Below are 26,601 nucleotides of genomic sequence, written 5' to 3'. Positions count from 1 at the left end.
CCCATCGCGAACAGGACGACCAGGGCCAGCAGCGGGGCGGGGGGGCTGAAGGGGGTGAAGGCTGTAGTAGCACCAGCCCGCCCCCGCTACGGCTGCGGCAATCAGGACGCCACCTAGGGACTTGAGCTGCAGCGCTTGGAACTCGTCGCGCTCGTCGGTGAGGGCTCGGACTCGAGCGCGGTCGCTGCTGCTGAGCGTGTTGTAGGCGATCTTCATGATGGAGCCTCCTCATGTCTCGTTTCGCGGTGGTCGATCTGGGTCATGGTGCCGGTGTGCCCGGGACTCGAGCCGCTGGCCCCAGTTCGGTCGGCGATGGTGGTGAGCTTGTCGATGGCGTCCTGTGCGCGTGGGCCGGGTGCGGCCAGGTCGCGGGCGCCGTGCGCTGCGGCGGCGGCGCCGGAGGGGAACAGGGGCACGTCGGTGGCATAGTCCGCGCACACCGGATCCAGCTCGCCGGTGATGATGCCCATCCGGACGGCGAGGAGATCTCGTGGGTCGCGGTGGCCGAGCCAGCCGGCGCACACGTGGCCCTCCTGCTGGTGGCACATGAACACGGCCTGAGGCTGGGCGGTGATGTCGCGGTCGTAGCGGGGGAGCTTCTCGTATTCCTCAGCGGCCCAGAGCCCGGAGGGGACGTTCTGCCGGTAGGGGCAGGTCGCGCACGGTGTCGGCCGCGGCACGGATCCGCTCTCCTCGTCGTTCACGAGCGCGCCGGGTCGGACGTCCGGGTCGGCGAGAGCGACCATCATCGGGTCCAGGCACCAGCAATGCGGGCCGGTGTGATCATGCGTCTGCAGCGTCATGCGTCCGCCCTCGCGGCGTCTTCGCCTCGGTCCCCGCTGACACTCGGCACAGTCTCGTGGGTGAGCACGGTACGCACTTCATCCAGTGCCACCTCACGTCCCTTGAGGTACGCGTTGAGGCGGACGGCATCGGTGGTCGGGTTCCCGCCGGAGGGCCGATCAGTGATCTGCAGCGCCGCTTGGATCGCGTCCAGGGCGGCCTCGATCAGGGCGACATCGTGATCTACGAGTCGCTGCCCGTTCGGGGAGCCAGATACCGCTCGCGCAGCGCGGTAGGCAAGGTCGGCGAGCGCCTTGTCTCGTTGGCGGATGATGCGGGCGCGTGCGGCGGGTCCGACGCTGGAGCCTGTGGTGTCGGGCCGGAACCAGGTCTGGAGGAGGTCGACGACTTCCTCGTCGCGTTCGTCCATCCGGCCTGTCTCGACGCGCACGTGGTCGATGAGGACCTCGCGCAAGGTCTCGGAGGCCGAGGGCTCCGTATCGGGTTCAGCGGCTGAGGCTGGGGGCGTCGTCGCGGGGGTTCGGCCGTCGACGATGTCCTCCAGGCGTGCCACAGTGGCCTCGGCGTCTGGCCCGTGCAGTTCGGTAACGACGCCCTCTGTCATCTCCCGGCGCCAGTTCAGCGCGTTCTGCGCGTCGTGGGGAGCCAGCTCCCGCGTCCGGAGGTCTGCCAGCTCGGCCGCCTGACGGTGCACTTCGGCCAGGAGAGCGCGGATGTGCTCTCGGGCGGTAGCGATGAACTCGGCATCGGCCGGGAGGAAGCTGTCGAAGACCACGGCGCCGCTGCCGGGGGCGAGGTCGGCGTCATGGACCTCCGCCCAGTCGCGGAACCACGGCAGGTCAGTGGTGGCATCGAGAAGGGCCTGCATGCGGGCTAGCTGCGGGGGCGTGAGATGCGTCGTCATGGCGTTGCCTTCGTCTCGCGGGCGGGGTAGTGGATCACTCGGCTACGGGAGCGAAGCGCTGCAGGCTGTCGATCAGGGTGGTGACATCCTCGCTGGTGCCGCAGGCGGTTCCGGCGAGGGCCCAACCACTGCGGATCAGCTGCTCGAGCTGGGAGGCGCGGTCGGCGAGCGCCGCGTGCAGCTGGGCGCCGTCGTTGGGCGAGAGGTGCAGGCGGGTGACGATCGTGTCGAACTCCCAGGCGGCGGGAGTGACGGCGCTCGCCGCGGGGGCGGCCTCACATCGTTCGATGTCGTCCGCGGCGGCGATCAGGTCGTGGCCGTGGGTGCGGGCCTCGCTGGGGGAGAGGGAGATCGTGCCGGTGGTGTTCCGCTCGATGCCGTCGTCGGTCGGGGTGGCGAGGAGGACGTCGACCCAAGGGGTGTCGTTGTCGTCGTCGAGGGCGGCGATGATCGTGATGTCGTCGGCGTGGTAGCTGCTCATGGTGTCCTCCTGGCGAGTAGATCTGACATATATAAAACTACCCACGCACGGGCGAAGTGTCAACCCCCTTTAGTGCGGCGGTTGCGGGTGCTGTGGAAGGCGCGGCGTGGTCTGGCGATGCGGCCCGCGCATCAGTGCCAGCCGATCTGGTCGGGTGTGAGGCGGGAGAACGAGTCCAAGAACGTGAGGGTCTCCCCACCCGTGATGACGCGTGTGCCCCCGAGCCTCCAACCGGTGCCCGCGAGGGCGTCCAGCTGCGCCTGGCGGGCGAGAAGAGCAGCGTGCGTCTCCTCGGCGCCCTGGAGGGGAAGCGGGATGTGGAACACCATCGAGTCGAACTCATACGGGGACTTGGGGTTCGTCACCGTCGGGCCGTTGCCCGGGTCGGCCTCGTCTGCGGCGGACGCGACATCGCGTGCGTGATCTCGCGCCTCCTCGGGGGAAAGCGACAGGTAGACAGGCGGGGTGCCTTCGGCGTCGTCCGGGTGCGCGAGGAGCACGTCGACGCGCGGAGAGTTGTCGTACGCATCGCTCGTGGCGAGGACCGTGACGCCCTCCATGTCGTAGCTCTTCATGAGGTCTCCTTCGCTATGCGGTGGGGAAGTGCACGCCGAGCTATACCACCCCGGGGCCTGCCTGCGGGGGCGGCTGTCGGGGGTGGAGCGATGTGGGCCCCACCCCCAGGCCTCACGCGGCAACCCTGGCGATCACGAGCTCAAGCGGGAAGTCGGCCGTGGAGTAGCCGCCGACGCGTCCCGCGGTCTCGTGCTGCGGCCACTCGGCGAAGCTGATCTGGCCGTGGCTGGCCGTCGCTAGCAGGTAGTCGTGGCAGTCGTCGGCCCCCGGGATCGTCCAGCTGCGGGTGTCGCCGTCCGTGTCGCTCATCCAGGCCTCGAGGACCTCGAAGGCCTGGGCAGCGCTCAAGATGAACGCCTCAGGCGCGTCGTTCTCGACGATGCAGTCCTCCGCCGCCACCGGGAACGTCATCGTCTTCACCCCGGGAACGGTGACCGTGATCACGACAGCGCCCCGGGCGGACATGTCCGCGGCGTAGCAGCTCTTCACCGCGGCCAGCGCGGCCGCGTGCTCATCGTGCTCCGGGTCGTGGCGCTGCCACTCGCCCATCACGCCCTCGGCAGCGCGGAAGTCGCCAAGGGCGGCGGGCAGCTCCGCGAAGATCAGCGCGTCCTGGAAGTTCAGGGCCTCCCAGAAGGACTCGGCGTCACCTCCGTTGACGAACATCGAGAGCAGATCGGCGGCATCAGCAGCGGCGGTGACGGCAGGGTGGGTGTAAGTCATAGGGCCTCCAAGTGAGTAGATCTGACATCTACAAAACTACCCATGCACACCCCGGGTGTCAACCCCCTTAGGTCGCGGCCGACTCCCACGCATCGCACCTGTAGTTGCTGCTCGCACAGAACCAGCTCCGAACTACCATGACCGGCATGAACGCCACATCGAGCACCCCTGACCTGCTCACCCACACCACGCACGCCACCACGGCGCTCGCCGTGGCTCCGGGCGCAAGCGGGCTAGGTGTAGTTCCCAGTGAGGTTGTGAACGCGTTCGGCGGGCGTGAGTCCGCCGATGCCGGTGTGGGGGCGGTGGTGGTTGTAGTGATGCAGCCAGGCAGGGTAGGTCGCGGCGCGGGCCTCGTCGGTGCGATAGGGATGGGCGTAGGCCCACTCGGTGGCGAGGGTGCGGTTGAAGCGCTCGACCTTCCCGTTGGTCTGGGGCCGGTAGGGGCGGGTGCGTTTGTGCGTGATCGATCCGAGCGCCTCGGTGAAGGCGTGGGAGCGGTAGCAGGAGCCGTTGTCCGTCAGGACACGGATCACGGTGATGCCCGCGGCGGTGAAGAACGCGTTCGCGCGGGCCCAGAACGCGGCAGCGGTCTCCTTGCGCTCGTCGGTGAGGATCTCGGAGTACGCCAGTCGGGAGTGGTCATCCACGGCGTGGTGCAGGAACGCGTATCCCCGCCCGGTCCGGGGAGTGTTCTTCCGGCCGGCCGCTCTGCCGAGGACTCGGTGCCCGCCGCCGTCCGGGATGCGGCCGAGCTTCTTGATGTCGACGTGGACCAGATCTCCCGGTGAGGAGTGCTCGTAACGTCGCGCGGGCGAGCGTCGGACGGGGAGTCCCGTCGCGGAATCCAGGTGCGTGAGCAACGGCATCCGGTAGCGACGGAGGACCCGCTCGACCGTGGAACGGGGGATACGCAGGTGGTAGCTGATGCGGTGCGGGCCCCACCGGCGAGTGAATCTCAGCGCGATGATCCGCCGCTCCCGACGCTGACTCGTGCGGGTCGGTTGCCGGTGCGGGCGGGATGAGCGGTCCGTCATCGGCAACCCGGCCCGATACCGGCGAGCCCATCTCGACGCCGTCGCCGGCGAGCACTGGAACCTCTCCGCCGCACGCCGGACCGGCCACCCGTCCTCGATGATCAACCGGGCAAGCCGAACCCTGCCCGCGGGAGTGAACGGGGCGTTAGCGTGAGTCACGAAGACCTCCGGTGATGACGTGTGCTTGGTAACTCACATCGTCCCGGAGGTCTTCGCTATCCGCTCACGCGTTCACAACCTCCCGAGGAACTACAGCTAGGCGATGCGACCTGGGGCATGGTGGCGTTCGCCGTCATCGTGGCCGCCTTGGCGGTCGCAGGCGCCGTGTGGAACGCGCGCCGCGTGGGACCCAATCGCCTGCAGCGTGCCGAGTACCTCATCAACCTGCTCGGCCTCGCCGGGGTTCTCGAGGCATGCACGCTGGGCCTGCTGGTTCCCCAGGCCGGGGAGCCTGCCCTCGCCGTCATCGTCCCCGCCTGGCTGATCGCGTTCCTCGTGTGGAAGGCGGTGCAGGTGCGCGAGCGCCGCGAGTACGAGAGGGCGAACTCCTACCTGGGCGTGCCGAAGCCACCGGAGCCCATGAGCTTCGAGGGTGTCGTCTTCCGTGCCGTCGGCATGGGCATGGTCCTGGCCTTCTTCATCATGCCGATCGCGCTCGCCTACCTGGTCCTCATCTCCCCGGCCGGCATCACCTCCGAGGCGGTTCAGGCGGCCATGTGGTGGTCGGTCGTGCCTGGCCTGGCTCTCGGCGCCCTGCTCGCCATCGCCCGCAAGTTCACCAGGGTCGCCAAGCACCGCGAGTACCTGCGCCTCATCAACGGTCTCCAGTCGAACCTCGAACTCGCCGTCCGCGACGCCGAGCAGCGCGGATACCAGGACGGGCTCGCCGCCGCCCGCGGCAGCGACCCGAACCCCGACGCCCGGAGCTGAGCGATCTGCCGAGGACTTTAGGGGGTTGACACTTGCCACGGTCGCCGGGTAGGTTCGTATATGTCAGATCTACTCACCCCGAGGAGACACGTGGACACTCAACTGCTCATGATCCAGGTCGCTGGCTTCGTCATCGATGGCGTCGAGACGGTGGACGACCAGTCCGTCATCGACCGGCATGGCTGGACGTCTCCCGAAGTCGCTGTCCGCCAGTGGCGCCGCCGGGGGGGGGTCTACAGCACCGGTCGCTACCGGTCGTTCGAGAACGGGCGCCAGTGCGTCACGGACGTCTCCGGTGACCGGCACTACGCCGAGCTCGGGATCAGCACGATCTTCGACCGTGTCTACTTCGTGCGCGTCCCGATCGTCCCGCGGTCTGCCGAGCCCGACCGGGCCGACCTTGATCGCCCCCACCGAATCGAGGAGAAGCGATGAGAAACCGAACCCGACGTGCCTACTTGGTCACCGCGGCGCTGCTCGGCCTCGCTGGCCTCGCGGGGGGCTGGTACGGCGTCCACAAGACGTTCCCGCACGCACCAGCCGACGCCCCGGCGTCAGCCACCTCCCGGACGCAGGCGACCGCCTCGAGTGGGCCCGTGGCCGACGCCCTCACGGCGGCCGGGCTCCTGCACGACGGCGCCGTCGACCCGGCCGCGGCGCGAGCCCTCGTCGACGGGATCCCCGCAGACACGCACGCAGCCACAGCGCCCTACGACAGGGCCGCGTACGGCCCCTCCTGGGCCGACACCGACCACAACGGCTGCGACCAGCGCAACGACGTCCTCGCCCGCGACTTGACCGCGACCACCTACACCGCGGACAACCCCGGCTGCGCCATCGCCACCGGCCACCTCGATGACGCCTACACCGGCCGCAGCATCGACTTCGTCCGCGGGCCGCGCACGAGCGCCGCCGTGCAGATCGACCACCTCGTGCCCCTCGGCTGGGCCTGGCAGCACGGCGCCGCCGCCTGGACCCAAGACCACCGGGAACAGCTCGCCACCGACCTCAACAACCTCCAGGCTGTCGACGGCCCCACCAACGGCTCCAAGTCCGACCAGGGCCCCGCAACCTGGCTCCCACCGGCCGCCGGCTACGACTGCCTCTACGTCACCCGCTTCGCCTACGTGCTCCACACCTACGCGCTCATGATCGACGACGCCGACCGCACCGCGATCGACCACACCCTCGACACCTGCCACTGACCACGAGGATCCCCATGCCCTACGCCAATCCCATCGCCAGCGTTCTCGTCATCGCCGGCTCCGTCCTCTTCCTGGTGAGCGTCGTGCTACTCATGCGCACCGACCTTGCCCGCGCTCGCAGTACCGCCGAGATCAAGCGCATCATCAGGATGCTCGGCGTGGTGCTGCTCGGCCTCGGGTTCAACCTCACGGCCCGCGTCATCAACAGCGACGGTTGGGTGGGCCTCGCCATCAACGCCGTGTTCGGGGGAGCCGCCGTCGTTGCGGTCGCCTGGGGTGGCCGCCGTGCCATTCGCGCCGCGCAGCTGCGGGAAGCCAACGACCGCGACGGGACCCCCGCCGCACGACCCGAGAGGTAGACCCCATGACTGCGAACCGGCCAGGCCTGTTCACCGAAGAGGAGTGGCGCCGCTTCTGCGAGGCCGCACGCCAGAGCGCCGCCGAGGCCGGCGGGATCTTCATCCTCAATGAGATGCTGCTGCTGGTGAGCGAGCGCTCCTGGATGGCGCACGTTCGCGCACAGATGATCGCGGCTGGAGTGGACGACCTGGCGGCGTGCATCGATCCCCTGGCCTTCCCTGGTATCGAGCAATCGGCTGCCTGGAAGGGCGCGAAGTCCAACCGCCGAAGCCTCACCGCCGCTCAGAGCGTCGATGAGCTGACGACGTGCAACCGCCGGATCGTGACCGCAGGCGTGCCCGTCCCCGACGTTGTGGTCGACCAGCTGCGGACGAGGCCGAGCCGGCTCGCCCCCGAGGTCGAAGCGGCTGCTCGACAGTCCCGGCGCGTGCCGCCCCTCAAGCGCCGCTTCCCGATCCACCGGGCGCCCGGCGACGTCGGGTTCGGCGACGCGGACTGACTGGCGTTCGCGGCGTCCGGCGGTGAGGAGTCAGGAGTAGTTCGCGGTGTCGCGGCTCCGCATGTAGAACGGTTTGTCCAGCGACACGCTCTTCGGCTGCGGGGACATCTTCAGCTCCGACTGGCCCTTCCACGTCGCCAGCTCGAGCGCCGTGTTGCCCGTGCTCTGGACGAGCTCGAGCGCAGGGAGGATGTCGGTGTCGCGCGTCGAGACGATCAGGGTGTCCGCGGCCGACTCGATCGACGCCTGCACGACCTGGATCGCCAGAAGCACGTCGATGCCCTTCTCCTGCGACGGCTCGTCGGGCCAGTCACGGGGGTACTTGAGCGCCCGCAGGCTCATCACAACCCGGGGGTCTCGGGTCCAGTTCGATGCCTGACGCTGCACTCGAGCGTGCTGGCCCGGCTCGCGCTTGCGGGAGGGCAGTCCGCGGTAGACGTGGATCTTCGTGAGCTCCAGCTCGGGGAAGTTCCGAGCGGCGCGCGCGGCGAGGACCTGGTCGCCGAACTTGCCCGGGTGGATGAGCGAGTCGTAGACCGCCGAGCCGTAGCTGGTGAAGGTCTCCCACGCGGAGAAGTGCAGGTTCTGGTAGTCGATGAACAGATGCGCCGTTGCCATGGGTCCCCCGGATACGAAAAAGCCCCACCAGGCCCGGAGGACGGTGGGGAGCAATGCGTCAAAGCTATGACAGGCCCTCGTCGCTGTCAACCTGAGGTGTACAGCGAACCGAGGATTATGACCTCGATCATGTCCGAGCCTTCCGCTCTTCTTCTTCGGGCGTCCTCGCCCCCTTCGCGGGCCGCTCTGCACGGGGTGAGGTTTGGGCCGGCGGATACTGGGTACACGAGCTACGAGCTCGCGGATCGTCTCCGTACGGAGAGCAGCGCCACGGTCGTCACGCCCGAAGCTCTGTCCCCGTGGGTGGCCGTCGAGCAGCTGCAGCAGCGCATCCCGGACGGGCACGTCGTCCTCTACGTCCGACCCCTCGCCTAAGCGCCAGCTACTGGCCCGCCGTGGACCTCGGTCGTCGCGTAGCGCGCCGCGAACGCGACCAGTCGGTCGGAGCGCTGCATCATCCATGCCACGGCCGCGTTTAGGGACGCTTCGCGATGGATCCAGATCCGCTGTCCCCGATCGTTGCGGGCATCGCCGTAGATCTCGTACGTGAAGGGGTCACCGAGCTCCATACGCATCCGCATGACGTAGCCGAGCACGGGGTGCCCCTCGACCTGGACGCGCCAGTAGCCAGCCTCCGGGTGCGCCCATGGGTGAGTCTCGACGTCGCGCACCAGGCGCGTGACGTCGCCCTTCACCTTGTTCACCGGGTGGCCTCCTTCGTCGATCGAGTCGATGTAGGAGCATCCGGCCACACTCGTCGGAGAGCGTATGGGCCACCAACGACAAGCGAGCACGCTCCCGAGTTCTAGCGCTTTGTCTAGGGGCCAATGCGGCGGGACTCGTCGACGGGCACGGACCATGCTGGCAAGCCGGCCTGTCGAGGCCCGGACCCCGCGACGACCATCGATAGGTGGGCAGCCCTTGCCGAGACCGCCTTCGTGCTGCGCACGCCGACCGATGACGAGCGTGTGGTTTCGGAGGCCCGCGCGATGCCGGGCGTGACGCGCCACCTCCCGCATGCCGCCCCTATCATCTCGTCAGCTCCACCGCCAGCGTTCCGCGACATTCCTTCGGTCGCGCGCTCACCTGATACCATTCCCCAATGGGGGAAATTCAAGGAAGAGCTAGTCCATCGATCACAGGGGAACGCCGCGGTCTTGGCCTGATAGCAGGTCAAGCACTGGCGGATGGCATCGCGACGGGGGGCGTCGTCCTCTTCGCATTGATCGTGACGGATATCGGAACCCCCGCCACCGCGCTCCTCGGGCTCGGAATCCTCGCGCTGTCGTCCCTTGCGCGAATTGCCCTGCGTGTGGGCGTGAAGAGGACCCTCGTGCGTGCGACCAGTCAGGACGCGATGCCGGGACGGCAGTGGATCTACCTGCTTTACGCGCTCGAACTGGCGGCATTCGGCGCGGGGGTCGTCCTTGCGCATTCCCCGATGGGCGTTGCGGCCGCCGTTCTGACCGCAGTCGCCGCGACGGCGATCGCCTCGTCCGTTCTCGTCCGCATGGCGACTCAGGCTGGGAGCGGATCGGCGTTCATCGACACGGTGGGGATGCGCGCGTACCGGTAGTCCGGCAGGGCCTCCGCACCGGTGAATGGCCGCGGTGGCGACCTTCCCGCTCGGACCGCTGGAAGACTCGAGATGCACGCGCGCTCGTACAGCTACCAACGCGCTAAGAATCCGCTCGTTTCTCTCGCCAGCAGCTTCGGCGAGCTTTCGCGACCCCGCCCCTGAGATTCATAATCCCGCCCCAAAATAGGGGGCAATCATCATTGCGGCATTGCCCCTCGGCACGATTCCCTGCAACAGTCGAGACTGAGTCCAGAATTAACATTCGCAACGGGCTCGCTCCGATGGAACTAACGAGAGGCAAGAGTATGTCTGACATCTCATCCGAATTCGATCTCGACCCCAAGGTCGGCGCGTCCAGCGGGAATGCATCCCCGCAGACGACGCCCGTCTTCGGGCTCACATTCAAGCTGACCGTCAAGGTGTGCAGGACGATCATCACCACCACCGCCTGCGGCTCCACGCAGACGTCGGGTCGCTGCTGACACGAAGCCCGTGGGGTGTTCCGGCGCACATGACCGGAACACCCCTCTCCGCTTCGAAACCCATGAACACGGACACGACGCACGCGATGCAGATCCTCGCGACACGCCTCGCGGACGATGCAGTGATCCGCGCAGCCGTCTCGGACGCGGACGCTCTCGACGCAGGCATGTCATGGGACGGACGCAACCTCGGCGACGGCCATGCCGGCGTGTCCATGGCACTGTTCGAGGCCACCCTGTCGACCGGCATCGACTTCGATCGTGAGGCCATGGCGCATCTCCGCTCGGCGGTGCAGCTGAGCAACACCGCCCCCTTCACCTCCCTGGGGCTCTTCGACGGAGCTGCCGGCCTGGCGGCTGCCATGGCGGAACGCTCCATCGTCGACGAACGGCTCCTTCCCTCCGCCAGACGATTCCATCAGGTCGTCGTCACGCAGCTGGGAGCCGGCACGCCTCCTCCTGGAAGTGGCTTCGCCGACGGGAGCCCGCACGACGTCATCTCCGGGACAGCCGGACAGCTCCTCTACCTCTCCGCCATCCCCCGAGCCGTGTGCGGTCCCGACGACAGGGCTGTCGCGTCCGGGCTCATGGACGTCCTCGCCGACCTGCTGCAGGCGGGCACTTCGGTGACAGAGGCCTTCACGGTCGACAGGCGCTACTTCATGCCGGGGAGCACGTACGAAGCGCTCTCGACCGGCGACTTCGTCGATCTCGGCACCGCACACGGCGTAGCGGGCATCGCACTGGCCCTGGCGTCGGCCGCGAAGCGCTTCGGGGCACAGCCAGTCGTCATCGATCAGCTCCGCCGGATGAGGGACTGGTTGCTCGACACGGCCGTCCCCGACCCGAGCGGATGCCTGCAGTGGCCACGTGGACTGGAGGTGCACGGCTCCGTGACGATGCCCTCGACGGGGTCGGTGTGCGCTTGGTGCTTCGGGAGCAGCGGACCAGCCGTCGCCCTCCTCCGCATCGCCGAGCTCCTCGACGACGAGAGCTCGGCGTCCGCCATGCAAGCCTCCATCGAGTCGAACGTCGAGGCGTTCATCAGCACGCCGACGACCGACTCATCCCTGTGTCACGGCGCAGCCGGCATGTTGGTCCTGCATTCCTTGACGTCCGGCGGCACGACGGTGCCGTCGACACGCTGGGCCGCCAACGACGCGCTGCTCGTGAGTCGGATCCTGCAGAGCATCGATGCCGATGCGCCCTTCGGCATCGTGAGCGCGGGCCTCGACGGACGGCCCCTTCACGACCCCACCTTCCTGATGGGCGCTGCCGGCACCCTGGCCACGATCGCAGGACGAACCCGCGACGCCCACCCGATCTGGCACCGCTACTTCACCGGAGCACCCAATGAATGAGCCCACTACGCGCTACCGGTACGAGCCCGCCGGCTTCTCCATGACGCGCACGACCCTGAGCCCCCTCAAGCCCCTCATCGACGCCTACGCATCCGTCATCGACGCAGAGGCGCTGCGATCCCTCATCGATCCTCACCTCGAGGTGGCCATCGACTACGCCTCGCCTGGGCTGTCGTCGTGGTACAGGAGCGCGAGCCCAAAGCAACTGGACATCGCCGAATCCGGCAAGGCACGCAGCCTGTTGCGCTACATCATCCGATCGCGCTCGAGGCCCACCCCGTTCGGCCTATTCGCCGCGACCTCCGCCGGCCCCCTCGCCGACCCCGAACACGCCGTCGATTCCGACACCGTCGACCCCGCCGCGGTCATCGTGCACTCTCGACCGGACATGGCCCTCATCGACAGCCTCCACAGGAAGGAGGTCCTGGCCCTTCCACCGGATGCGCTGGTGAGGAGCAATGCGCTCCGACGAGTGGCCCACGGGCGCGTGACGCTGCCCGCCCCCTTCGCGATGGGAGCGACCGATGCAGGCGTCGACCTATCGATCAAAGCCGCCCCCGCGGCGCTCCTCGCGCTCGAGCGAGCGGCAGACGGCATCACCCTGGACGGCTTGCGCACCGAACTGCGTGATCACTACGAAGGACGCGCGTCGACCGCCGTCCTCGACGCCCTGCTGACCAACCTCGTGAAGCTCGGCTTCATGATCCCAAACGACACGCCGAGCCTCGTGTACGCCGGGTACCGGCCGGATCGCTTCCTCCGAGGCCTCCCGGATCGCACCTCCGACATGCTGCGGCAGCTCGTCTGGACAGCCCGCGCCGAGTCGGTGGACGAGATCGGCCAGCACCTGGAACGAGCGACGCTCCTATTCCCCTCCGAGTCGAACCGAGCGCCCATCGACCTGCACCTGACCACGCCGACGCACCACCTGCCACTGTCCCGGGGCACGGCCGACCGCATTGCCGATGCGGCCACGTTCATGCAAGCCGTCGCCCCGGCATCTGGCGAAGGCGACATCGCGAACGAGTACCCCCTGCGGGCGTATCACGCGCAGTTCCTCGATCGCTACGGGTTCGGCGGCGCGGTTCGCATCGCTGACCTGGTCGACGGGCACGTGGGCTTGGGCTCGGTGGACGAGTACATCGCCTCGCCCCTCGAGGTCCCCTCCCAGCCGGGGCGACTGACGGCATACGAATCCGTCTTGTCGGATGTCCTGATGCGCGGGCTGCAGGAGGGCGCCCTGATCGTCGAGATCACCGAGGCACTCGAGGAGCGCATGCGCGTCGCCGTCGGCTCGCAGGGAGCCGCACGGACTCCGGTGCATGCGATCGACGTCTTCGCGCAGGTGGGCCGACACCACGAGGGCGACGGGGAGGACCTGATCGTCCTGAACAGCGCATCGGTCGCCGAAGGAGGGAGCACTTTCGGCAGATTCGCGCATGTCCTCACGCACGAGGTCAGAGACTCCCTCCGCGCCCTCGCGATGACGCCCTCTCCCGAGGCGGCCGTCCCGACGCAAATGGTCGACTTTCCCCAGGCGGCGCGCGGCGCGAACGTGTCCGTGACGCCCAGCCTCACCGACACGAGGATCGTCGTCAACGGCGGACAGACGGACGCTGAGGGCCTCTCCCTCGACATCAGCGACGTGCACGTGACCTCCGACTACGACAGGCTCCTCCTCTGGTCGCGGACGCTCGGAAGGGAGATCACCATCCGGCGATCGCATGTCCTCAACCCGGAGCTGTCGAACCCCGTCGCGCGGCTGCTCACCGTGCTCTCCGACCACTCCCGACGCCCCCTCGGCGGATTCTCCTGGGGAACGTTCGAGGGGAGCCTGCGGCTCCCCCGCGTCGTCCGGCGGGGCGTGGTGCTGCGGGCAGGCGAGTGGACGCTACCCAAGGCCGACATCGACACCACCGACGCGAAGGTCGCTCGGGAGCTCGTCGATGCCTGGCGTCAGACCTGGCAGGTGCCGGACCTCGTCTACGAAGTTGAAGAGGACAACCGCCTCCTGCTCAACCTGGACAACGACTTCGCCGTGATCCACATCCTGGGCGAGCTGAGGACCCGCAAGCACCTGCGGTTCCAGGAGGTCCTGCCGAGTCCGGACCAGTTGCGGAGCGCCAACACAGTCGGGGAGGGCCTGGTCACCGAGGTCGTGGTGCCCATCGCGCTCGCCGAGGTCCCGGGCGGCGGCGATCGCGGAGCCCACGCGAGCTTGGATCACCACGCGTCGCCATCCTGGTCGGCCGTGCATGAGCCGCACTTCATCGACGATCCCCTGCAGGTCGACGACGAGTGGCTCTCGCTGCAGGTGTACGAGCCGGCCGCGCAGCACAGGCGGACGCTGCTCGAGCTCGACGAGGTGCTCGGCCAACTGCTTCGCGGGTCCCCGCAATCGCGGTGGTACTTCGTGCAGTACCAGGATCCGCGGCCCCACCTCCGGATCCGGGTGCATGTCGGCGAAGACCGGGCCGCGCTCACGCAGGCTCTCCGGGCCTGGTGGGAACCCCGGCGACCGAGGGGCTCTTCCGAGACGTGCTCGAGGTGCCATACCGCCCGGAGAGGGGTCGGTACGGCGGTGCGGCGATGTTCACGTGCTTCGAGACGTTCTTCGCGAAGGAAGCCTCGGCGTACCTGGCAGCGCTCCGGACGATCACGGAGCTCGACGATATGGCGGTCGCGGTCGCAATGCTCGATGCCTACGCACGCACGGTGTTCGACACCCTGGAGGAGCGGCTCGCGTTCGTCAGGAACGGCGACGTCGGCGCGGAAAGGAATCCCAAGTCCACCAGATACCTACGCGAGAACCGGGCCGTGCTGCACGCGCTCGTCTCCAGCTCGTCGGGAGCCGATCACGATCCGCCCGCCATCGGTGAGGGACTCCGTGACCTGGCCGCGTCGGGCGAGCGGGCGTTCGGTGCGTTGCTGCGCTCCGTCCGGGATCTGGGCTGGGACGACCTGGCCGACGCGCATCGCGAAGGCATCCTCCGCAGCGTCTGGCACATGACCTGCAATCGCGTCCTCGACCACAGCTCGATGACGGACGGGGAGGTCTTCGATGTGTGGCGAGGAGCCCTGCAGAGCCAGCGCGGCCGCTTGACTCACTTGGCGGAAGCGAGCTCCCATGCTTAGCGCCATCTGGAGGGTATGGCGCACCTCTCCCCGGCGTTATGCCCTGGCGGCGCTCATGACGTGGATCGCCGCCGTAGTGCCGGGCCTGCAAATCGCCCTCACGGCAGAGGTCGTGGATGCGGTCGCGGACGGCGCCGCGGCGGGTGCGGGCATCGAGTACGTCACCGTCGCCCTGCCCCTCTTCGGGCTGTTCGCGGCCCAGGTGGCGCAACGCCTGCTCTCATCGGCCGCGCAGTACCTGATGTCGCACGCGGGACTGCTGGCGGATCAGGCCTTCTCGAAGCAATCACTCGCGACAGGGCTCGGGCTCTCGCAATCGCACTACGAGGACCCGGCCGAGTACAACCGCATCCGACGCGCGCTCTCCGAAATTCAGGGTAACCGCGTCTCCTCCCTGCCGGAAACGACCATCGACACGCTCGCTGCGTTCGTTTCGATCGTGTCGATCTCGGTGTCCTTGTTCTCGTGGCACCCACTCGCCTCGATCCTCGTGCTCCTGTCCCCGCTCCCCGGCGTGGGGGTTGCCGCCCTCTTCGGGCGCCACCGCTGGTCTTTGGACGTCAACCAGACGGAATCACGACGCATGATCAACTACCTCCAGGCGTTGTCGATGAGCGACCAGTCGCACAAGGAGCTCGCCCATTACCGACTAGGTGGGCACATACGAGCCCGCTTTTCGAACATGCTCCAGACTCTGCTCCGGCAAGACGTCCGACAGCTCCGTCAGAGCCAGACGGGAGTCACCGGCGCGGATCTCTTCGGCATGGGCTTCACCATCCTCGCCCTTGTGTTGGTCGTCAACAGCGTCATCGGCGGTGCCGGGAGCGTGACCGTCGGCAACCTGGCGGGCTTCATCCAGGGCATGAACTCGTTGTACGGGGTCACGATCGGAGCCCTGGGAGGAATTGCCGGCATATATCAGGCATCGCTGTACGCGCGGAACCTCTTCGACTTCGTGGACACGCCGATCGAGAAACCCTTGGATGGCGGCGAACCCTTCCCAGAGGTCTTGGCCGAGGGCATCACGTTCCGTGATGTCCACTTCTCCTATCCCGCCACCGAGACTCCCATCTTCACGTCCCTCGATCTAACGCTCCCCGCCAACAAGACGATCGCCATAGTCGGCCCGAACGGAGGCGGGAAGACCACCCTGGTCAAGCTCCTGCTCGGCATCTACGCGGTGGACCGCGGTCAAATCGAATTCGACGGGCTGCCCTCGTCCGCGTACGATCGCGATTCTTTGCGCAACGGGATCGGCGTGCTGTTCCAGGACTACGTCCGCTTCGAGCTGAGCGCCTACGACAACATCGCATTCGGCAACATCGAGGACATCGGCGATGAGGGTGCCGTGTCCCGGAGCGCCGAGAAGGTCCGGATGTCGGATCGTCTCAACCGGTTGAAGAACGGCCTGCACACGCCGCTCGGCAGACGCTTCGAGGGAGCCGAACAGCTGTCCATCGGGGAATGGCAGCGCGTGGCGGCGGCGCGCGCCCTGGTCTCCGAGCCGGGTATCGTCGTGCTCGACGAGCCGACCGCGTCGATGGACGCCGAGAGCGAGCATGCTCTCCTCCATGCCTTGGGCAACGGTTCGGGGAGGCGCACGACCATCATCGTCGCGCACAGCTTGTCCGCCATCCTGGCGTCCGACATCGTGCTGTTCGTCGGGGGAGCCGGGCAGGAGATCCATCTCGGCCCGCATGCTGAGCTGCTCGACGACGCCCACTACGCCGAGTTCTTCGAACGGCTTGTCATGAACGCGCGCGGTGAGTGACTGGCTCGTCGAGTGAGTGATCGGCAGTCGCGTCGTGCGAAGGCGCCACCTCGCGTGTGCCCTTCCGTGGTTGTCCATCGCCCTGGTGGCCGTCATCGCCACAGGCTGCATCAGCTCCTCCGGAATCACCATCGGCCTCGGCGCGCTGCACTTCTTAATCGCCTTCGGAAGCCATGAGGCGTGCAGCCGTCAGTCGAGCGGCACCGCCCGCTGACACCAACGTCACGATGGCGGGTACCGCTGGGGGCCCGTCGTCGGTCGCTGACACTCACGACGCCGACGGGCAAGCGATTCGTGAACAGACGCCACCGCTGCGTCGCGGCGGTACAGTGCCCAGAACATGACGACCAACCCGACCGCCTCTCAGCCCGCCGAGGCGAGCTTCCCCCGGCAGTTGCTGTCGAGCGTGACGCTCGCCAGCGGCGCCGGGCAGGTTGTGGACTTCGCCCTGCCCCTGTTCGCCGGCGCCGTCCTCGGCCTCACGGCCGCGCAGACCGGCGCCCTCCTCGCAGCGGGGCTCGCGACGTCGTTCCTGCTCCGCCCGCTCGGCGGCGTGGCCGCGGACCGGTACGACCGGACCACGATCGCAGCGGCCTCCGCCCTCGTGCTCGGCGCTGGCTACGCGCTCGTCGCCAGCGCCGGCACCTTCCACGTCGTCCTCGCAGGCGTGCTCGTCTCTCGGGCCGGCGGTGCGTTCCTGTGGGTCGCGCTGCGCGCGACCGCCGGCGCACGGCACCAGGTGGATCCGGGTGCCTTCGCCCGGCTCATGTCGGCCGAGGAGCTCGGGTCGTGGGTCGTCCTCGCGCCGGCGATCGCGCTCCTTGCTGTCGCCGGCTACCCGCTCACCTTCGCCGCGGCCGCGGGGTGCGCGCTCCTCGCCGGCGGGCTCCTCGCCTCGAGCCGTGGCCGGGCGTCGGCGCGGGGGAGTGGCGACGTCGACGCCCCTCGAGCGGTGCCGGCGGCCGGCGACGGCCGTGTGGTCGTGCGCGAGCTCGCGACCCGGCTGCGCCCGCTCCTGATCGTGGTGATGGTCATCGGGACCGCGGAGGGCGCTGTCGGGCTGCTCCTGGTGCTGCACCTGCAGCGCGAGCTCGGGCTCGGGCCGCTCGCGATCGCGTGGGTGTCGCTCCCGGGCGGGATCGCTCTCGCGGTCGCCCCGCCACACATGCATCGGCTCACGGTCCGGTTCGGACGCACGCCCGTTCTCGTTGCCGCGGCCATCGCCGGCGCCGCGTTCGCGGGTGGGCTGGCGCTCGCCCGGGATCCCGTGACAATCGCCGTCCTCTGGGTGCTCTCGGCGCTGGCGCTGGCCGCGATCCTGCCGATCGAGCAGGCCGCCCTCACCGAGGCCGCCGGCACTGCCCGCATCGGGCGCGCTCTGGGCCTCTACGAGGCCACCACGCTCCTCGCGGCCGCCCTCGGCAGCCTCGCCGCGGGGATCCTCTACGACGCCGTCCCGTGGCCGGCCGCGTGTGTGACGTTTGCGGCCGTAATCCTCGCCGGCGGGCTCCTGCTCCCACGGACCATCTGCCGGCTCACGGCGGCGTCTGCCGCCGACTGAGCCAGCGGCGACGAGAGGGCCGACCCATGGCGGGTCGGCCCTCTCGTGCGTGCGGCTCGCGCTAGTTGTTCGCGCGGTACTCCTCGAGCAGATCCGCGGAGATCCGTCCGCGCTCGGAGACCTTGTGGCCGTGCTCACGGAGCCACTCCCGCGCGGCGCTGAGGTCCCCCTTCGGGCCTGAGCTCGACGAGCGGCGCGTGCCGGGCTTCCCGGTCGTCGCGCGGCCGACGCGGCGACCCTTGTCGATGTAGTCCTTAAGCACTGTCCGCAGCGTGTCCGCGTTGTCGTCGCTGAGGTCGATCTCGTAGTTCACGCCATCGAGCGCGAACGGGACGGTCTCGCCCGTGCCGTCCACGATCTCCGTGCCGTCGATGTCGTCAACGAGAGTGGTGACTACTTTGCGGGCCATCTACTTGCCTTTCCATACGGATTTCGCGTGCTAGGACGCCAGTTCTCCTACCATAACCGTACGGGGTGCGAACCGCCAGATTTCCACACGCATATCGGCGATATCATGCGTTCGTGACCGATCCGGCTGTGTGGGATGCCATGCCCGTCACCCTGCGATCGGGTGACCTTCAGACGTTGCTGCGTATTCGTCAGACCACGTTGAGCCTCTGGTTTCGGCACGGGGTGATACCTGGCTACCTGGTCGGGCACTCGTGGTTTGCGTTCCGGGCAGAGGTCCGCGTGTGGATGGAATCGACGGCCAACGGCCCCGTCGCGCCGCGTCCGCGCGACCCGGATCCACTTGATGCATACGGCGACATCCTCTCGGTCGACGAGGTGGCGCAGCTGCTGAGGATGAGCCGACAGGCGATCACCGGTTGGATCCGAGCCGACCTGATGCCGGGTGTGCGCGACGGCCGACGGTGGACGGTGGAGAAGGGCGCTCTCCGCGAGCTACTGCGAGAGTGCAGCAACCAAGTGGCCGGTCATTCGGTTGAGCTCGACGGTTGAGGACGTCGCTGCCGCCGCAGCGGGGAGGGATAACGGCGGGTGAGTCCGCGCCGAGCCGCCGATCCTGCCTGCTTAGAAGGGCGGCAGCAGCCGTGACATGTCCTCGTGCCCTGTGACCAGGGTGGCGCCATGGTCGCGGATCATTGTCAGGCAGCCTCCCGCGGAGGGGGAGTCGACCTGCCCGGGGACGGCTCCGACGGGGCGTCCGAGCTGAAGTGCCCGCTGAGCGGTCAAGAGTGCGCCGGATCGGTGCGAGCCTTCCATCAGCACCGTCCCGCTGGACAGGGCAGCCAAGATCCGATTGCGCGACAGGAAGGACCACCGCGACGGCGCCGTGTGGGGCGGGCGTTCCGTGACGACTGCACCGGTCTCGATTACGTCCTCGAAGAGCTCCGCGTGCGCATGCGGGTAGGTGACGTCCACGCCGCTGGAGATGACCGCAAACGCGCTGCCCGTGCTGCCGACGGCAGCCCGTAGGGCAGCACCGTCAATTCCGAAGCTGCCGCTGTTCACGATGGCGATACCTTCGCGCACGAGTTCCGATACGGACTCGGACGTCACAGCCGACCCGTACACCGTGGCGGCTCGGGCGCCGATCACGGCGAGAGATCTCTCGAGGCGGATCATCCGGTCCGTGTGCCCACGCACCCACAGCGCATAGGGCATCTCAGGGCCAAGGTCGGCGAGACCGCGGGGCCACTGTGGGTCCGAGGGGATCAGCACGGTTGCACCGCACTCTGCGGCTGTGCGGAGGGAGCGAAAGACGTCGTCCACGATAAATCGCTCCCGCCAGGCACGCAGCTGGGCTGCCAGTGCGTGAAGATCCAGGACGGGACCGGGTTCCTCGCCGTCCTCCAACGCGGAACGCATGAGCCGTAGGGGCCACTGCTCGACGACGGCAGTGAGCGCGGTGGTTGCACCGAGGTGCTGGACGAGGCTTCCCGCGACGGTGTCACCAGGAGCCCCGATGTGCGTCCAGACGACACGGGCGAAACGTTCAACGACGTCGTCGAGCGGCGCCGACATGGGCGTGGTCGGCGTGACCTGCTCGATCAGGGGTGAGTAGTGGTCGGGTGAGATGCCCCAGAGGGCGGTGTGGGCGGACAGCGATGGCATGGTGGCCTCCGGAGGCTCGGTAGATCTGACATCTACGAACCTACGCATGTACGGTAAAGGTGTCAACCCCCTTAAGTGTGCCTCTCCGGCGGACAGCGACGAGCGTGCCCGCCGGCGCTGGTGCCGCGTTCGAGGCAAGCGGTTGGGGCTGAGGTAATCGAGGGGTGCTGTGGGCGCCGTTACAGAGGGCGGTATAGCCGCTTCAGTCGGTACCACTTGTCGCGCAAGCCTGGGGCAGGGGGGCGCGAAGGATCGAATCGGTTCTCCCACTGCCGATAGTCCAGCATCCGGGACAACTGGTTCTCCTCGAGGATGCCGGGATGCACAGACTCGAAAAGCTGAGCAGACGTCTCCACACGCGCAGGCGGGTCGTATAACCAGGGCACGTCCAAACTTACTAGGACGCGTGCTTCCCACATGCCGCCTCGGTAAGTCTGATTGGTGACGAAGCCGTGTGAGACCAGGGCGGAGGCATGAGAGCGCTCAAAATCCTCACCAGTAGGTATTTTGACGATGTCGCCGGAGCGAGGTGTCTCGAGCCGGCGGACAGTGCAAGGCATAACGGGTAGGCGAAAAGCTCGCGCCATCATTGTCCGATGCCGGCCGCCGTGCCCGACGTTGTAAATCACTCGCCCAAGCGCCGTGGTCTCTTCCATAGATACGCGATCGGCAGGAGGTTCCCACTCAATGACCCAGCGCGCCCAGTCACCTGACCGTGCCGCAATAAGAAGCCGGTCGAGAATTAGTGTGAACGACTCGGGGCGATTGTTAAGCCACCCCCATTCTGATGAGCGATCCACACACACGACGTTGGAGGGGTCGATCATCCCTATCTGGGCGGACGGTGCAGCTATGCCAGGACGTGAGACCCAACGCCAGGGAAGCGGACGCAGAGGGTATTCCGCGTTCAGCTCTGCCCAGCGGGCCTCCAGCCAGGCCTCGGGGCTTATAGGTGAGTCCTCTATTTCCTTTGCTACCTGCTGAGCCGCAGCAATCATTCTGCGGGCATCTGTGCTGCGCATAGTAATCTCCCGTGGGGCGGCATCTGGATACCAACCCTGCTTCGCTAGCGTTACGAGTATTGCTGGAGGAGTGAGTGCGTTGTAAGTGCGCGGGCTACATCAGCGGCGGTAGGCGACCCTGTGACGCATCTACCATGGAAGCTTCGAACTGCACATTTACCGCGTCAGTGCCGTCAAATGCGGAAGAGGTGCGAAGTAAGTAAAGCTGACGCGCAAAGTCCTGAGGCCATGATGGCCCTAATGCAGCTACGTTCTCCGGGGTGGCATAGCCGAGAGCGCTACCGCATATGGGTATAAGAGCCGTGCCGAAGTGGGGTAGGGTCCGCCATAGGCGGTGGCGACCATTCTCGGGCTGCAGATCCCAAGGGTCGAAGCGGACGGCCTCCCAGTAGTTGAACCATGATCTAACAATGTCTTGTTCGATCTGGCTCAGTTCGCCCGGATAGTCCGGTAAATCAAGATCCGCGTATAGAGGGCTATCCGCATCGAAAGTCCACGAGCGAGAAGCGAGAGCGTTGCCGACTGCAACGACAGCGTCAGCAATGGCCTGCCAGTTGTGCTCGTCGGCATCAGCGTGACGAATCTTGTTGTCGTCGATATCCGGGTTCGAGCTCGCCCAAAACTGCACAGTAGCCGCATCCGCGCGCCACCAAAATCTCGGTACAGCTACTGGAATGTGCCCCATGCCCACAGCATAGGTCGCAAGAGCACGCGAGACGAGGGTTCGTGAAGCGTGCGTCGGGCTGGGGTGCCGCCGGCGGAACGGTCGGAATGCCGGACGTTCGCGGGACGGGGCGCTCGACACAATGGTCAGACCAGTGCTGTTCGTGGCGGCAGCGGCACCTGATCGCCGCTGCACGAGGGGCCGCCCGGCGAGCGGTGCGGTTCGGTTCAGCCTTGGATGTGTGCCCGGATCTGGGCGATGGCCTCGTCGCTGGTGATCTGATGCTGGGCGGCGCGTTCGAGGATGTCGAGGAGGACGGGGTCGGTGATCTCGTGCCCGCCGAGCGCGAGGCCGGCCGTCGCGAACGCGAGGCGCTCCTGAACCTGGGCATCGGTCGGGGTATCGGGGTCGGTCATGGTGGGTCCTCGCGGTGTCAGCGTTGGACGTGTCGGCGGATCTGGGTGATGGCGTCCTCGGCGGTGATCTCCTCGCGCGCGGCGCGGTCGGTGATGTCGAGGAGGACGGGGTCGGTGACCTGGTGGCCGCCGAGGGCGAGCGCGGCGTCGGCGAACGCGAGGCTCTCGACAGCCCGGGCCTCGTGCGCGGCGGCCGCGGCCTCGGCGTCGGTGGCCTCGGTGGGGGTGTCCGGGTTGTCGGTCATGCGGTGAGGGTAGCTCCGGCGTCGGGTCGTGGCCAGGATCAGGGTCGTGGTGGGGCTGTGCGGGGTGCTGGCGGGTGTTCGGCGCTCGCCGCGGGTCTCGGGCGCTCGTCGGGGTGGGCGTGCGCGGGATGCTGGTGTTGAGGGTCCGGCGCTCGCCGGGGTTGGTGCGGGCTGGGGTCAGGCGGGGCGGCCCTGGAGCACGTCGCGGAGGTTCGTGAGGGCGCCCTGCTCGGCGCGGGCGTCGCCGTCGTTGTCGAGGACGCTGTCGATGATCCCGGCGTAGTGACGGGCGTCCGTGGGAGAGATCTCGATGAAGTCCTCGCCGGTGAGGCTGTCGACCTCGATCTCGAAGCGGACGATCAGGTCCTCGTCCTGGGCGGCGGGGACCTGCGTGACGGGGGTGGCGGGGTCCACGCCGCTTGCGCGGGCGGCGAGAGCGAACTCGATGAGCTCGCCGTAGGTCATGTTCTCCAGGTCCACGCTGATTCGCATCGTCATGGGGTGAGCCTGGCACGTGCCCCTGCCGGGGTGGGGACCGGCGACCGGTTCCTCGACCAGGTGCGCACGCTGCGGCCGCGGCGTGCGTGCGGCGAGGGCCCGCTGCCGGGTTGCCGGTGCTCGCCGGGTGGTCGTCGGGTGCGGGTTCGCGTGGTCGGCGTCTGCCGGAGGAGACCGGGGTCGTGGTGGGGCTGTGTGGGGTGCTGGCGGGTGTTCGGCGCTCGCCGAGGCCGTCGGGCGCTGGCCGAGTGGTCGTGCGCGCGGCGGGCCGGTGCGGGATCCCGGCGGGCGTCGGCGTGGTGCGGGGGAGCGGGAGTGCGTGGTCGACGTCGGCCGCGGTGCGGGCGGCGTGGGCGGTCGCGGGGCTGGTCGACGTCGTCTGGTCGTCGTCCTCGGTGTGTCGAGATCGCGGGTGGTGCTCGGGATCCGCGGGGGCGTCGGTGCGCGCGGTTCCTCGTGCCGGGCGCTCGCCGCGGTCGACGCAGGATGCCGCTGGCCGTCGGCGAGGCGGGGTAGCGCTCGCCGCGGGGTGGCCGTGCGGTGCGGCTGTCGATGTCCTGCGCTCGGGCGCGCCCGGCCGGTCGGTGTCGGTGTCGGTGTCGTGCGGGATCCCGGCACGTCTGGGGCGGTGCCGGTCGTCGTCCTCGGCCTAGTCGTCGACGCCGGGGGTGCGGGTAAGGGGCTGGCGCTCGCCGGGCTCCTGGTCGACGAGGTGGGCCGGCTGCAGGCGGTACGGGGCGGTGCGCGCGCGGGCGGGCGTGCGGGTGGCGGGGAGGGGCGCTCGCCGAGGTGGTGTCGGGGGGTCGTGTCGGCTGTGCGCGGGATCCCGGCGGCTGCCGGCGGTGACGAGCGCACCCCGGCGTCGACGTGGCGCTCGCCGAGGGGCGGGGTGCTGAGCTCGGAGGCGTGCCGGGACGTGGGGCCCGGGCGAGGCCGGCGTGGAGCTCGGCGGCGGGGACCCGCGCACGCCGCGGATCCGATGGCCGTGGCCAGGCGTCCGGGGAGGGGCGGGTGCGTGCTCGAGGCGGTGGTCGGGGTGCGGCGCTCGCCGGGTGCGCGCGCTGGTGGGTGGTCCCTGCGCGTCGAGGCGACGTCTCGGGCACCGGATCCTCGCCGCGTGGCTGCCGCGGTCGCGCCGGGGCGGTGCCGGCGGCCGCGCTCTGCGGCCGGGCGGGGTGCAGCTGCTCGAGCTCGGCGCCGGGTGCGTACATCTACTGGCGCTGCGGGCCGTCCACGGGGCTCGGACCGGGTGCCCGCTCGGATCCGCCGGTCGTCGGCGACGAGGGGCGCTCGCCGTCGGGCCGCCGTGTGGCGTGCTGGGTGAGCTCGTCGACGTCGGGCCGCGGCGCCGGCCGCCGTGGGGGCGGCCGGCGTGGACGTCGTGACGCTGCTGCAGCTGCGCGTCGGCGTCGTGCGCGGTGCGCGTGCAGCTGCTCGAGCGGGGCGGGGCGTGCGTACATTTACTCGCGCTCCCCGTGATGACCCACTGGTCGGATCGGGGAGCTGGTGCGCTCTGGGGCGGTGCTGTGCGTGCTGTCGGCAGGGCTCGGGGTGCGTATCACTTGTCGCGCTGCGGCTCGGCCGAGGAGGCCGTGCGCGGGCACTCGCGGCGGACCCGCCGGCCGTCGTCGACGAGGGGGTCGCGGGGGAGGCGCTCGCCGCGGGCCGCCCTGTGGCGTGCTGGGGAGCTCGTCGACGTCGAGCCGCGGCGCCGGCCGCCGTGGGACCGCCGTCGCGGACGTCGTGACGCTGCTGCAGCTGCGCGTCGACGTCGTGCGCGACGTCGCGCGACCTGGTGCGGCGCCGGGGGCCTGCGCTGCTCGAGGGCCTGCTCGAGGGGCGTGGACGTGGGGCGGTGCTCGCCGTGGTCGTGCCGGTGCCGGGGTGGGGGTGCTGCAGCTGCGCGATCGGGCCCACGGGGGCGTGTGTATCTTGTCGCGCCCCTCGTGGTGGCCCACTGGTCTGATCGGGGCTTCTGCGTGTTCTGCGACCAGTTCTGCGGCGCGATCGCCGTCCGGGCGGGTGTGTGTCATCTGTCGCGCTTCGCGGGGGCGCTGCGGCCGACGTCGACCGCCGGGTGCGGATGGTGCACGGCGCTCGCCGCGGGCCTATGCGAGCCGGCGTGGAGCTCGGCGGCGTCGGGGAAGAGCGCGTGCGTGCTCGAGGCGGGTGGTCGGGGTGCGGCGCTCGCCGGGTGCCCGCGTGGATCCGCTGGCTGTCGTCGATGCGGGGTGATCGCGGGTGCGGCGCTCGCCGGGGGTGGTTTCGTGGAGCGCGTCGACGTCGTGCGCGGTGCCGGGCGCTCGCCGCGGGCGCGGGGCGCGGTGGTAGCTGCGCGTCGACGTCGTGCGCTGTGGTGCGGTGCCGGGCTCTCGGGCCCCTCGAGGGGGGTGCTGGAGGTTCGGAGGGCCTGGGGGAGTGTGCGCGACGTCGTGGAGGGTGCGGGGCGCTCGCCGTGGTGCTGCCGGTGGGGCGCCGGTGTGGTCGCGGGCGCGCACCGAGGCTGGTGGCTCGCTCCGCGACGCGACGTCGCGGGTGGGGGCGTCAGGAGCTCGCTGCGGATCCGCTGGTCGAGGGCGCCGCGGGGTGGCCGTGCGGCGCCGGGTGGGCTCGTCGACGTCGTGCGCGGTGCACGGCGCTCGCCGGGTGCGCGCCGCGCTGCAGCTGCTCCAGCGGGGCGGGGCGTGCGTACATTTACTAGCGCTCCTCGTGGTGGCCCACTGCCGTGACCAGGGGTTCCGTGTGTTCTTGCCGGGGTACCGGGTGCGTACATCTACTGGCGCTGCGGGTTGTCCACGGGACTTGGGCCGGGGGCCGGTGCGGGTCCGCCGGCCGTCGTCGACGCGGGGTGATCGCGGGTTCGGCGCTCGCCGGGGGGCTCGTGGAGCTCGTCGATGTCGAGCCGCGGTTCCGGCTGCCGCTGCGCGTCGTCGTGCGGCCTGGCACGCCGCCGGGGGCTCGCGCTGCTCGAGGTGTGGCCGGCGTCCGGGTGCCCTGCAGGTCGTGGCAGCTGTGCGCGGGGTGGGCGGGGGAGTGCGCGACGTCGTGGAGGGTGTCGGGCGCTCGCCGTGGTCCAGCGGGGTGGGCGGTGAGCTCGTGGGCGTCGTGGTGCGAGTGTCGGGCGCCGATCGAGGCGTGGTGCCGTGCGGTGGACGTACCGGGTGGAGCTCGTCGACGTCGAGCCGCGGCGCCGGCCGCGGCGCGGCCGCCGGGGCCGCCGGCGAGGACGCGGCTGACGCTGCTCGTCGTCGCGCGCGACGTCGTGCGCCGTGGCGTGGTCGGGTGCGGTGCTCGCCGGGTGCGCGCGCTGGCCGGCTGTCCTGTGCGTCGAGGCGACGTCGCGGGCGCCGTGCGGGCGCCGTGGGGCCGCCGGCCGGCGGCGAGGCGGGGTGATCGCGGGGTCGGCGCTCGCCGCGGGGTGGTCGTGTGGAGCTCGTCGACGTCGTGCGCGGTGCTGGTGCGTGGCTGCCGTTGTGCGTCGACGTCGGCCGCTGCGGTGCGGCGCCGAGCGCTCGCGTCCCTCGAGGGGCTGCTCGAGGGACACGAGGGCCGGGGGAGCGTGCGCGACGTCGTGGAGGGTGTCGGGCGCTCGCCGTGGTCGAGCGGGGTGTGTGTGCGGGGTGGTGGATCTGGTGCTGTGCGGGCCGTGGGCGG

29 protein-coding genes and 1 pseudogene are annotated in these 26,601 nt (G+C 69.2%); 15 read left to right on the top strand and 15 right to left on the bottom strand.

Translation table 11 applies throughout. The annotated features are described in order from the left end of the window. Positions 1 to 212 precede the first annotated feature (212 nt). The 6 genes from CMS_RS17600 to CMS_RS15695 all read right to left on the bottom strand — a co-directional run bounded on the left by CMS_RS17600 (position 213) and on the right by CMS_RS15695 (position 4,684). A complete protein-coding gene (locus tag CMS_RS17600; RefSeq protein WP_210432994.1) occupies positions 213 to 749 on the bottom strand; it encodes a DUF6283 family protein in 537 nt (178 codons plus the stop codon). Positions 750 to 799: 50 nt separating this feature from the next. After that, positions 800 to 1,708: a hypothetical protein gene (locus CMS_RS15715; protein WP_012300346.1), complete on the bottom strand. Its 909-nt coding sequence runs from the start codon at positions 1,706 to 1,708 to the stop codon at positions 800 to 802. A 34-nt stretch (positions 1,709 to 1,742) separates the two neighbouring features. Next, positions 1,743 to 2,189: a hypothetical protein gene (locus tag CMS_RS15710; RefSeq protein ID WP_041465144.1), complete on the bottom strand. Its 447-nt coding sequence runs from the start codon at positions 2,187 to 2,189 to the stop codon at positions 1,743 to 1,745. Between the two features lie 131 nt (positions 2,190 to 2,320). Then, a complete protein-coding gene (locus CMS_RS15705) occupies positions 2,321 to 2,764 on the bottom strand; it encodes a hypothetical protein (protein WP_012300344.1) in 444 nt (147 codons plus the stop codon). Positions 2,765 to 2,876: 112 nt separating this feature from the next. Then, the gene (locus CMS_RS15700; RefSeq protein ID WP_012300343.1) at positions 2,877 to 3,488 is read right to left on the bottom strand and encodes a hypothetical protein; all 612 of its coding nucleotides are present in this window, start codon (positions 3,486 to 3,488) and stop codon (positions 2,877 to 2,879) included. A 233-nt stretch (positions 3,489 to 3,721) separates the two neighbouring features. After that, the gene (locus CMS_RS15695) at positions 3,722 to 4,684 is read right to left on the bottom strand and encodes an IS481 family transposase (RefSeq protein WP_012300342.1); all 963 of its coding nucleotides are present in this window, start codon (positions 4,682 to 4,684) and stop codon (positions 3,722 to 3,724) included. A 117-nt stretch (positions 4,685 to 4,801) separates the two neighbouring features. Between CMS_RS15695 and CMS_RS15690 the strand changes: the two genes are divergently transcribed. Genes CMS_RS15690 through CMS_RS15670 form a run of 5 tightly spaced genes read left to right on the top strand, consistent with a single transcriptional unit; the run spans position 4,802 to position 7,519 of the window. After that, positions 4,802 to 5,455, top strand: coding sequence for a hypothetical protein (locus CMS_RS15690; RefSeq protein ID WP_012300341.1), 654 nt, complete (start codon positions 4,802 to 4,804; stop codon positions 5,453 to 5,455). A gap of 60 nt (positions 5,456 to 5,515) precedes the next feature. Next, the gene (locus CMS_RS15685; RefSeq protein ID WP_148267582.1) at positions 5,516 to 5,890 is read left to right on the top strand and encodes a hypothetical protein; all 375 of its coding nucleotides are present in this window, start codon (positions 5,516 to 5,518) and stop codon (positions 5,888 to 5,890) included. Beyond that, a complete protein-coding gene (locus CMS_RS15680; protein WP_012300339.1) occupies positions 5,887 to 6,660 on the top strand; it encodes an HNH endonuclease family protein in 774 nt (257 codons plus the stop codon). Before CMS_RS15685 ends, CMS_RS15680 begins: the two co-directional genes overlap by 4 nt. 14 nt (positions 6,661 to 6,674) lie before the next feature. After that, positions 6,675 to 7,019 carry a hypothetical protein gene (locus tag CMS_RS15675; protein WP_012300338.1) on the top strand — a complete coding sequence of 115 codons (345 nt, stop codon included), beginning with the start codon at positions 6,675 to 6,677 and terminating at the stop codon, positions 7,017 to 7,019. A gap of 5 nt (positions 7,020 to 7,024) precedes the next feature. Beyond that, positions 7,025 to 7,519: a hypothetical protein gene (locus CMS_RS15670; RefSeq protein WP_012300337.1), complete on the top strand. Its 495-nt coding sequence runs from the start codon at positions 7,025 to 7,027 to the stop codon at positions 7,517 to 7,519. Positions 7,520 to 7,549: 30 nt separating this feature from the next. Here CMS_RS15670 and CMS_RS17420 read toward each other — a convergent pair whose 3' ends face one another. Beyond that, positions 7,550 to 8,137 (bottom strand): PIN domain-containing protein, encoded by a 588-nt coding sequence (locus CMS_RS17420; RefSeq protein WP_012300336.1) that lies wholly within the window; start codon positions 8,135 to 8,137, stop codon positions 7,550 to 7,552. Between the two features lie 195 nt (positions 8,138 to 8,332). On the opposite strand from CMS_RS17420, the gene CMS_RS17415 reads away from it, so the two are divergent. Beyond that, positions 8,333 to 8,512, top strand: coding sequence for a hypothetical protein (locus tag CMS_RS17415; protein ID WP_012300335.1), 180 nt, complete (start codon positions 8,333 to 8,335; stop codon positions 8,510 to 8,512). On the opposite strand, the gene CMS_RS15655 is transcribed toward CMS_RS17415, so the two are convergent. Then, positions 8,509 to 8,841 (bottom strand): hypothetical protein, encoded by a 333-nt coding sequence (locus tag CMS_RS15655; RefSeq protein WP_041465142.1) that lies wholly within the window; start codon positions 8,839 to 8,841, stop codon positions 8,509 to 8,511. The genes CMS_RS17415 and CMS_RS15655 overlap by 4 nt on opposite strands. 398 nt (positions 8,842 to 9,239) lie before the next feature. On the opposite strand from CMS_RS15655, the gene CMS_RS15650 reads away from it, so the two are divergent. The 8 genes and pseudogenes from CMS_RS15650 (at position 9,240) to CMS_RS15625 (ending at position 18,026) form a co-directional block, all read left to right on the top strand. Continuing rightward, positions 9,240 to 9,713: a hypothetical protein gene (locus tag CMS_RS15650; protein WP_133064228.1), complete on the top strand. Its 474-nt coding sequence runs from the start codon at positions 9,240 to 9,242 to the stop codon at positions 9,711 to 9,713. 308 nt (positions 9,714 to 10,021) lie between these two features. Continuing rightward, positions 10,022 to 10,198, top strand: a complete 177-nt coding sequence (locus CMS_RS17410) for an FDLD family class I lanthipeptide (protein ID WP_012300331.1) — start codon at positions 10,022 to 10,024, stop codon at positions 10,196 to 10,198. Positions 10,199 to 10,260: 62 nt separating this feature from the next. Next, a complete protein-coding gene (locus CMS_RS15645; RefSeq protein ID WP_012300330.1) occupies positions 10,261 to 11,559 on the top strand; it encodes a lanthionine synthetase C family protein in 1,299 nt (432 codons plus the stop codon). Continuing rightward, positions 11,552 to 14,059: pseudogene (locus CMS_RS15640) on the top strand (lantibiotic dehydratase); the annotation flags it as partial. The gene CMS_RS15645 and the pseudogene CMS_RS15640, both read left to right, overlap by 8 nt. Beyond that, entirely contained in the window at positions 13,963 to 14,694 is a 732-nt protein-coding gene (locus tag CMS_RS18400) for a thiopeptide-type bacteriocin biosynthesis protein (protein ID WP_353734315.1), read from the top strand. The pseudogene CMS_RS15640 and the gene CMS_RS18400, both read left to right, overlap by 97 nt. Then, positions 14,687 to 16,465, top strand: coding sequence for an ABC transporter ATP-binding protein (locus tag CMS_RS15635; RefSeq protein ID WP_041465139.1), 1,779 nt, complete (start codon positions 14,687 to 14,689; stop codon positions 16,463 to 16,465). The genes CMS_RS18400 and CMS_RS15635 overlap by 8 nt, the downstream gene beginning before the upstream one ends. Before the next feature lie 70 nt (positions 16,466 to 16,535). After that, on the top strand, positions 16,536 to 16,679 hold the full coding sequence (locus CMS_RS17405) for a hypothetical protein (RefSeq protein WP_158309460.1): 144 nt from the start codon (positions 16,536 to 16,538) through the stop codon (positions 16,677 to 16,679). Between the two features lie 126 nt (positions 16,680 to 16,805). Then, on the top strand, positions 16,806 to 18,026 hold the full coding sequence (locus tag CMS_RS15625) for an MFS transporter (RefSeq protein WP_012300327.1): 1,221 nt from the start codon (positions 16,806 to 16,808) through the stop codon (positions 18,024 to 18,026). A gap of 61 nt (positions 18,027 to 18,087) precedes the next feature. On the opposite strand, the gene CMS_RS15620 is transcribed toward CMS_RS15625, so the two are convergent. Then, positions 18,088 to 18,435 (bottom strand): histone-like nucleoid-structuring protein Lsr2, encoded by a 348-nt coding sequence (locus CMS_RS15620; RefSeq protein WP_012300326.1) that lies wholly within the window; start codon positions 18,433 to 18,435, stop codon positions 18,088 to 18,090. Between the two features lie 113 nt (positions 18,436 to 18,548). On the opposite strand from CMS_RS15620, the gene CMS_RS15615 reads away from it, so the two are divergent. Next, complete coding sequence (locus CMS_RS15615) at positions 18,549 to 18,986, top strand: helix-turn-helix domain-containing protein (protein ID WP_223842813.1); 438 nt, start codon at positions 18,549 to 18,551, stop codon at positions 18,984 to 18,986. Positions 18,987 to 19,058: 72 nt separating this feature from the next. On the opposite strand, the gene CMS_RS15610 is transcribed toward CMS_RS15615, so the two are convergent. From CMS_RS15610 to CMS_RS17395, 6 genes are all read right to left on the bottom strand, one after another. Further along, positions 19,059 to 20,102, bottom strand: a complete 1,044-nt coding sequence (locus tag CMS_RS15610; protein WP_049792022.1) for a DNA-processing protein DprA — start codon at positions 20,100 to 20,102, stop codon at positions 19,059 to 19,061. A gap of 1,116 nt (positions 20,103 to 21,218) precedes the next feature. Next, positions 21,219 to 21,809 (bottom strand): hypothetical protein, encoded by a 591-nt coding sequence (locus tag CMS_RS17400; protein ID WP_158309459.1) that lies wholly within the window; start codon positions 21,807 to 21,809, stop codon positions 21,219 to 21,221. A 206-nt stretch (positions 21,810 to 22,015) separates the two neighbouring features. After that, positions 22,016 to 22,204: an antitoxin VbhA family protein gene (locus tag CMS_RS15605; protein ID WP_012300321.1), complete on the bottom strand. Its 189-nt coding sequence runs from the start codon at positions 22,202 to 22,204 to the stop codon at positions 22,016 to 22,018. A gap of 17 nt (positions 22,205 to 22,221) precedes the next feature. Next, on the bottom strand, positions 22,222 to 22,449 hold the full coding sequence (locus CMS_RS15600; RefSeq protein ID WP_012300320.1) for a hypothetical protein: 228 nt from the start codon (positions 22,447 to 22,449) through the stop codon (positions 22,222 to 22,224). Positions 22,450 to 22,626: 177 nt separating this feature from the next. Continuing rightward, positions 22,627 to 22,947 (bottom strand): hypothetical protein, encoded by a 321-nt coding sequence (locus CMS_RS15595; RefSeq protein ID WP_012300319.1) that lies wholly within the window; start codon positions 22,945 to 22,947, stop codon positions 22,627 to 22,629. A gap of 2,544 nt (positions 22,948 to 25,491) precedes the next feature. After that, positions 25,492 to 25,641, bottom strand: a complete 150-nt coding sequence (locus CMS_RS17395) for a hypothetical protein (protein ID WP_158309458.1) — start codon at positions 25,639 to 25,641, stop codon at positions 25,492 to 25,494. Between the last annotated feature and the right edge of the window lie 960 nt (positions 25,642 to 26,601).

This window comes from Clavibacter sepedonicus (assembly GCF_000069225.1).
GTDB lineage: Bacteria > Actinomycetota > Actinomycetes > Actinomycetales > Microbacteriaceae > Clavibacter > Clavibacter sepedonicus.
Note: the sequence above shows the minus strand (reverse complement) of the source record. Positions and strands in the feature narration are given on the sequence as shown.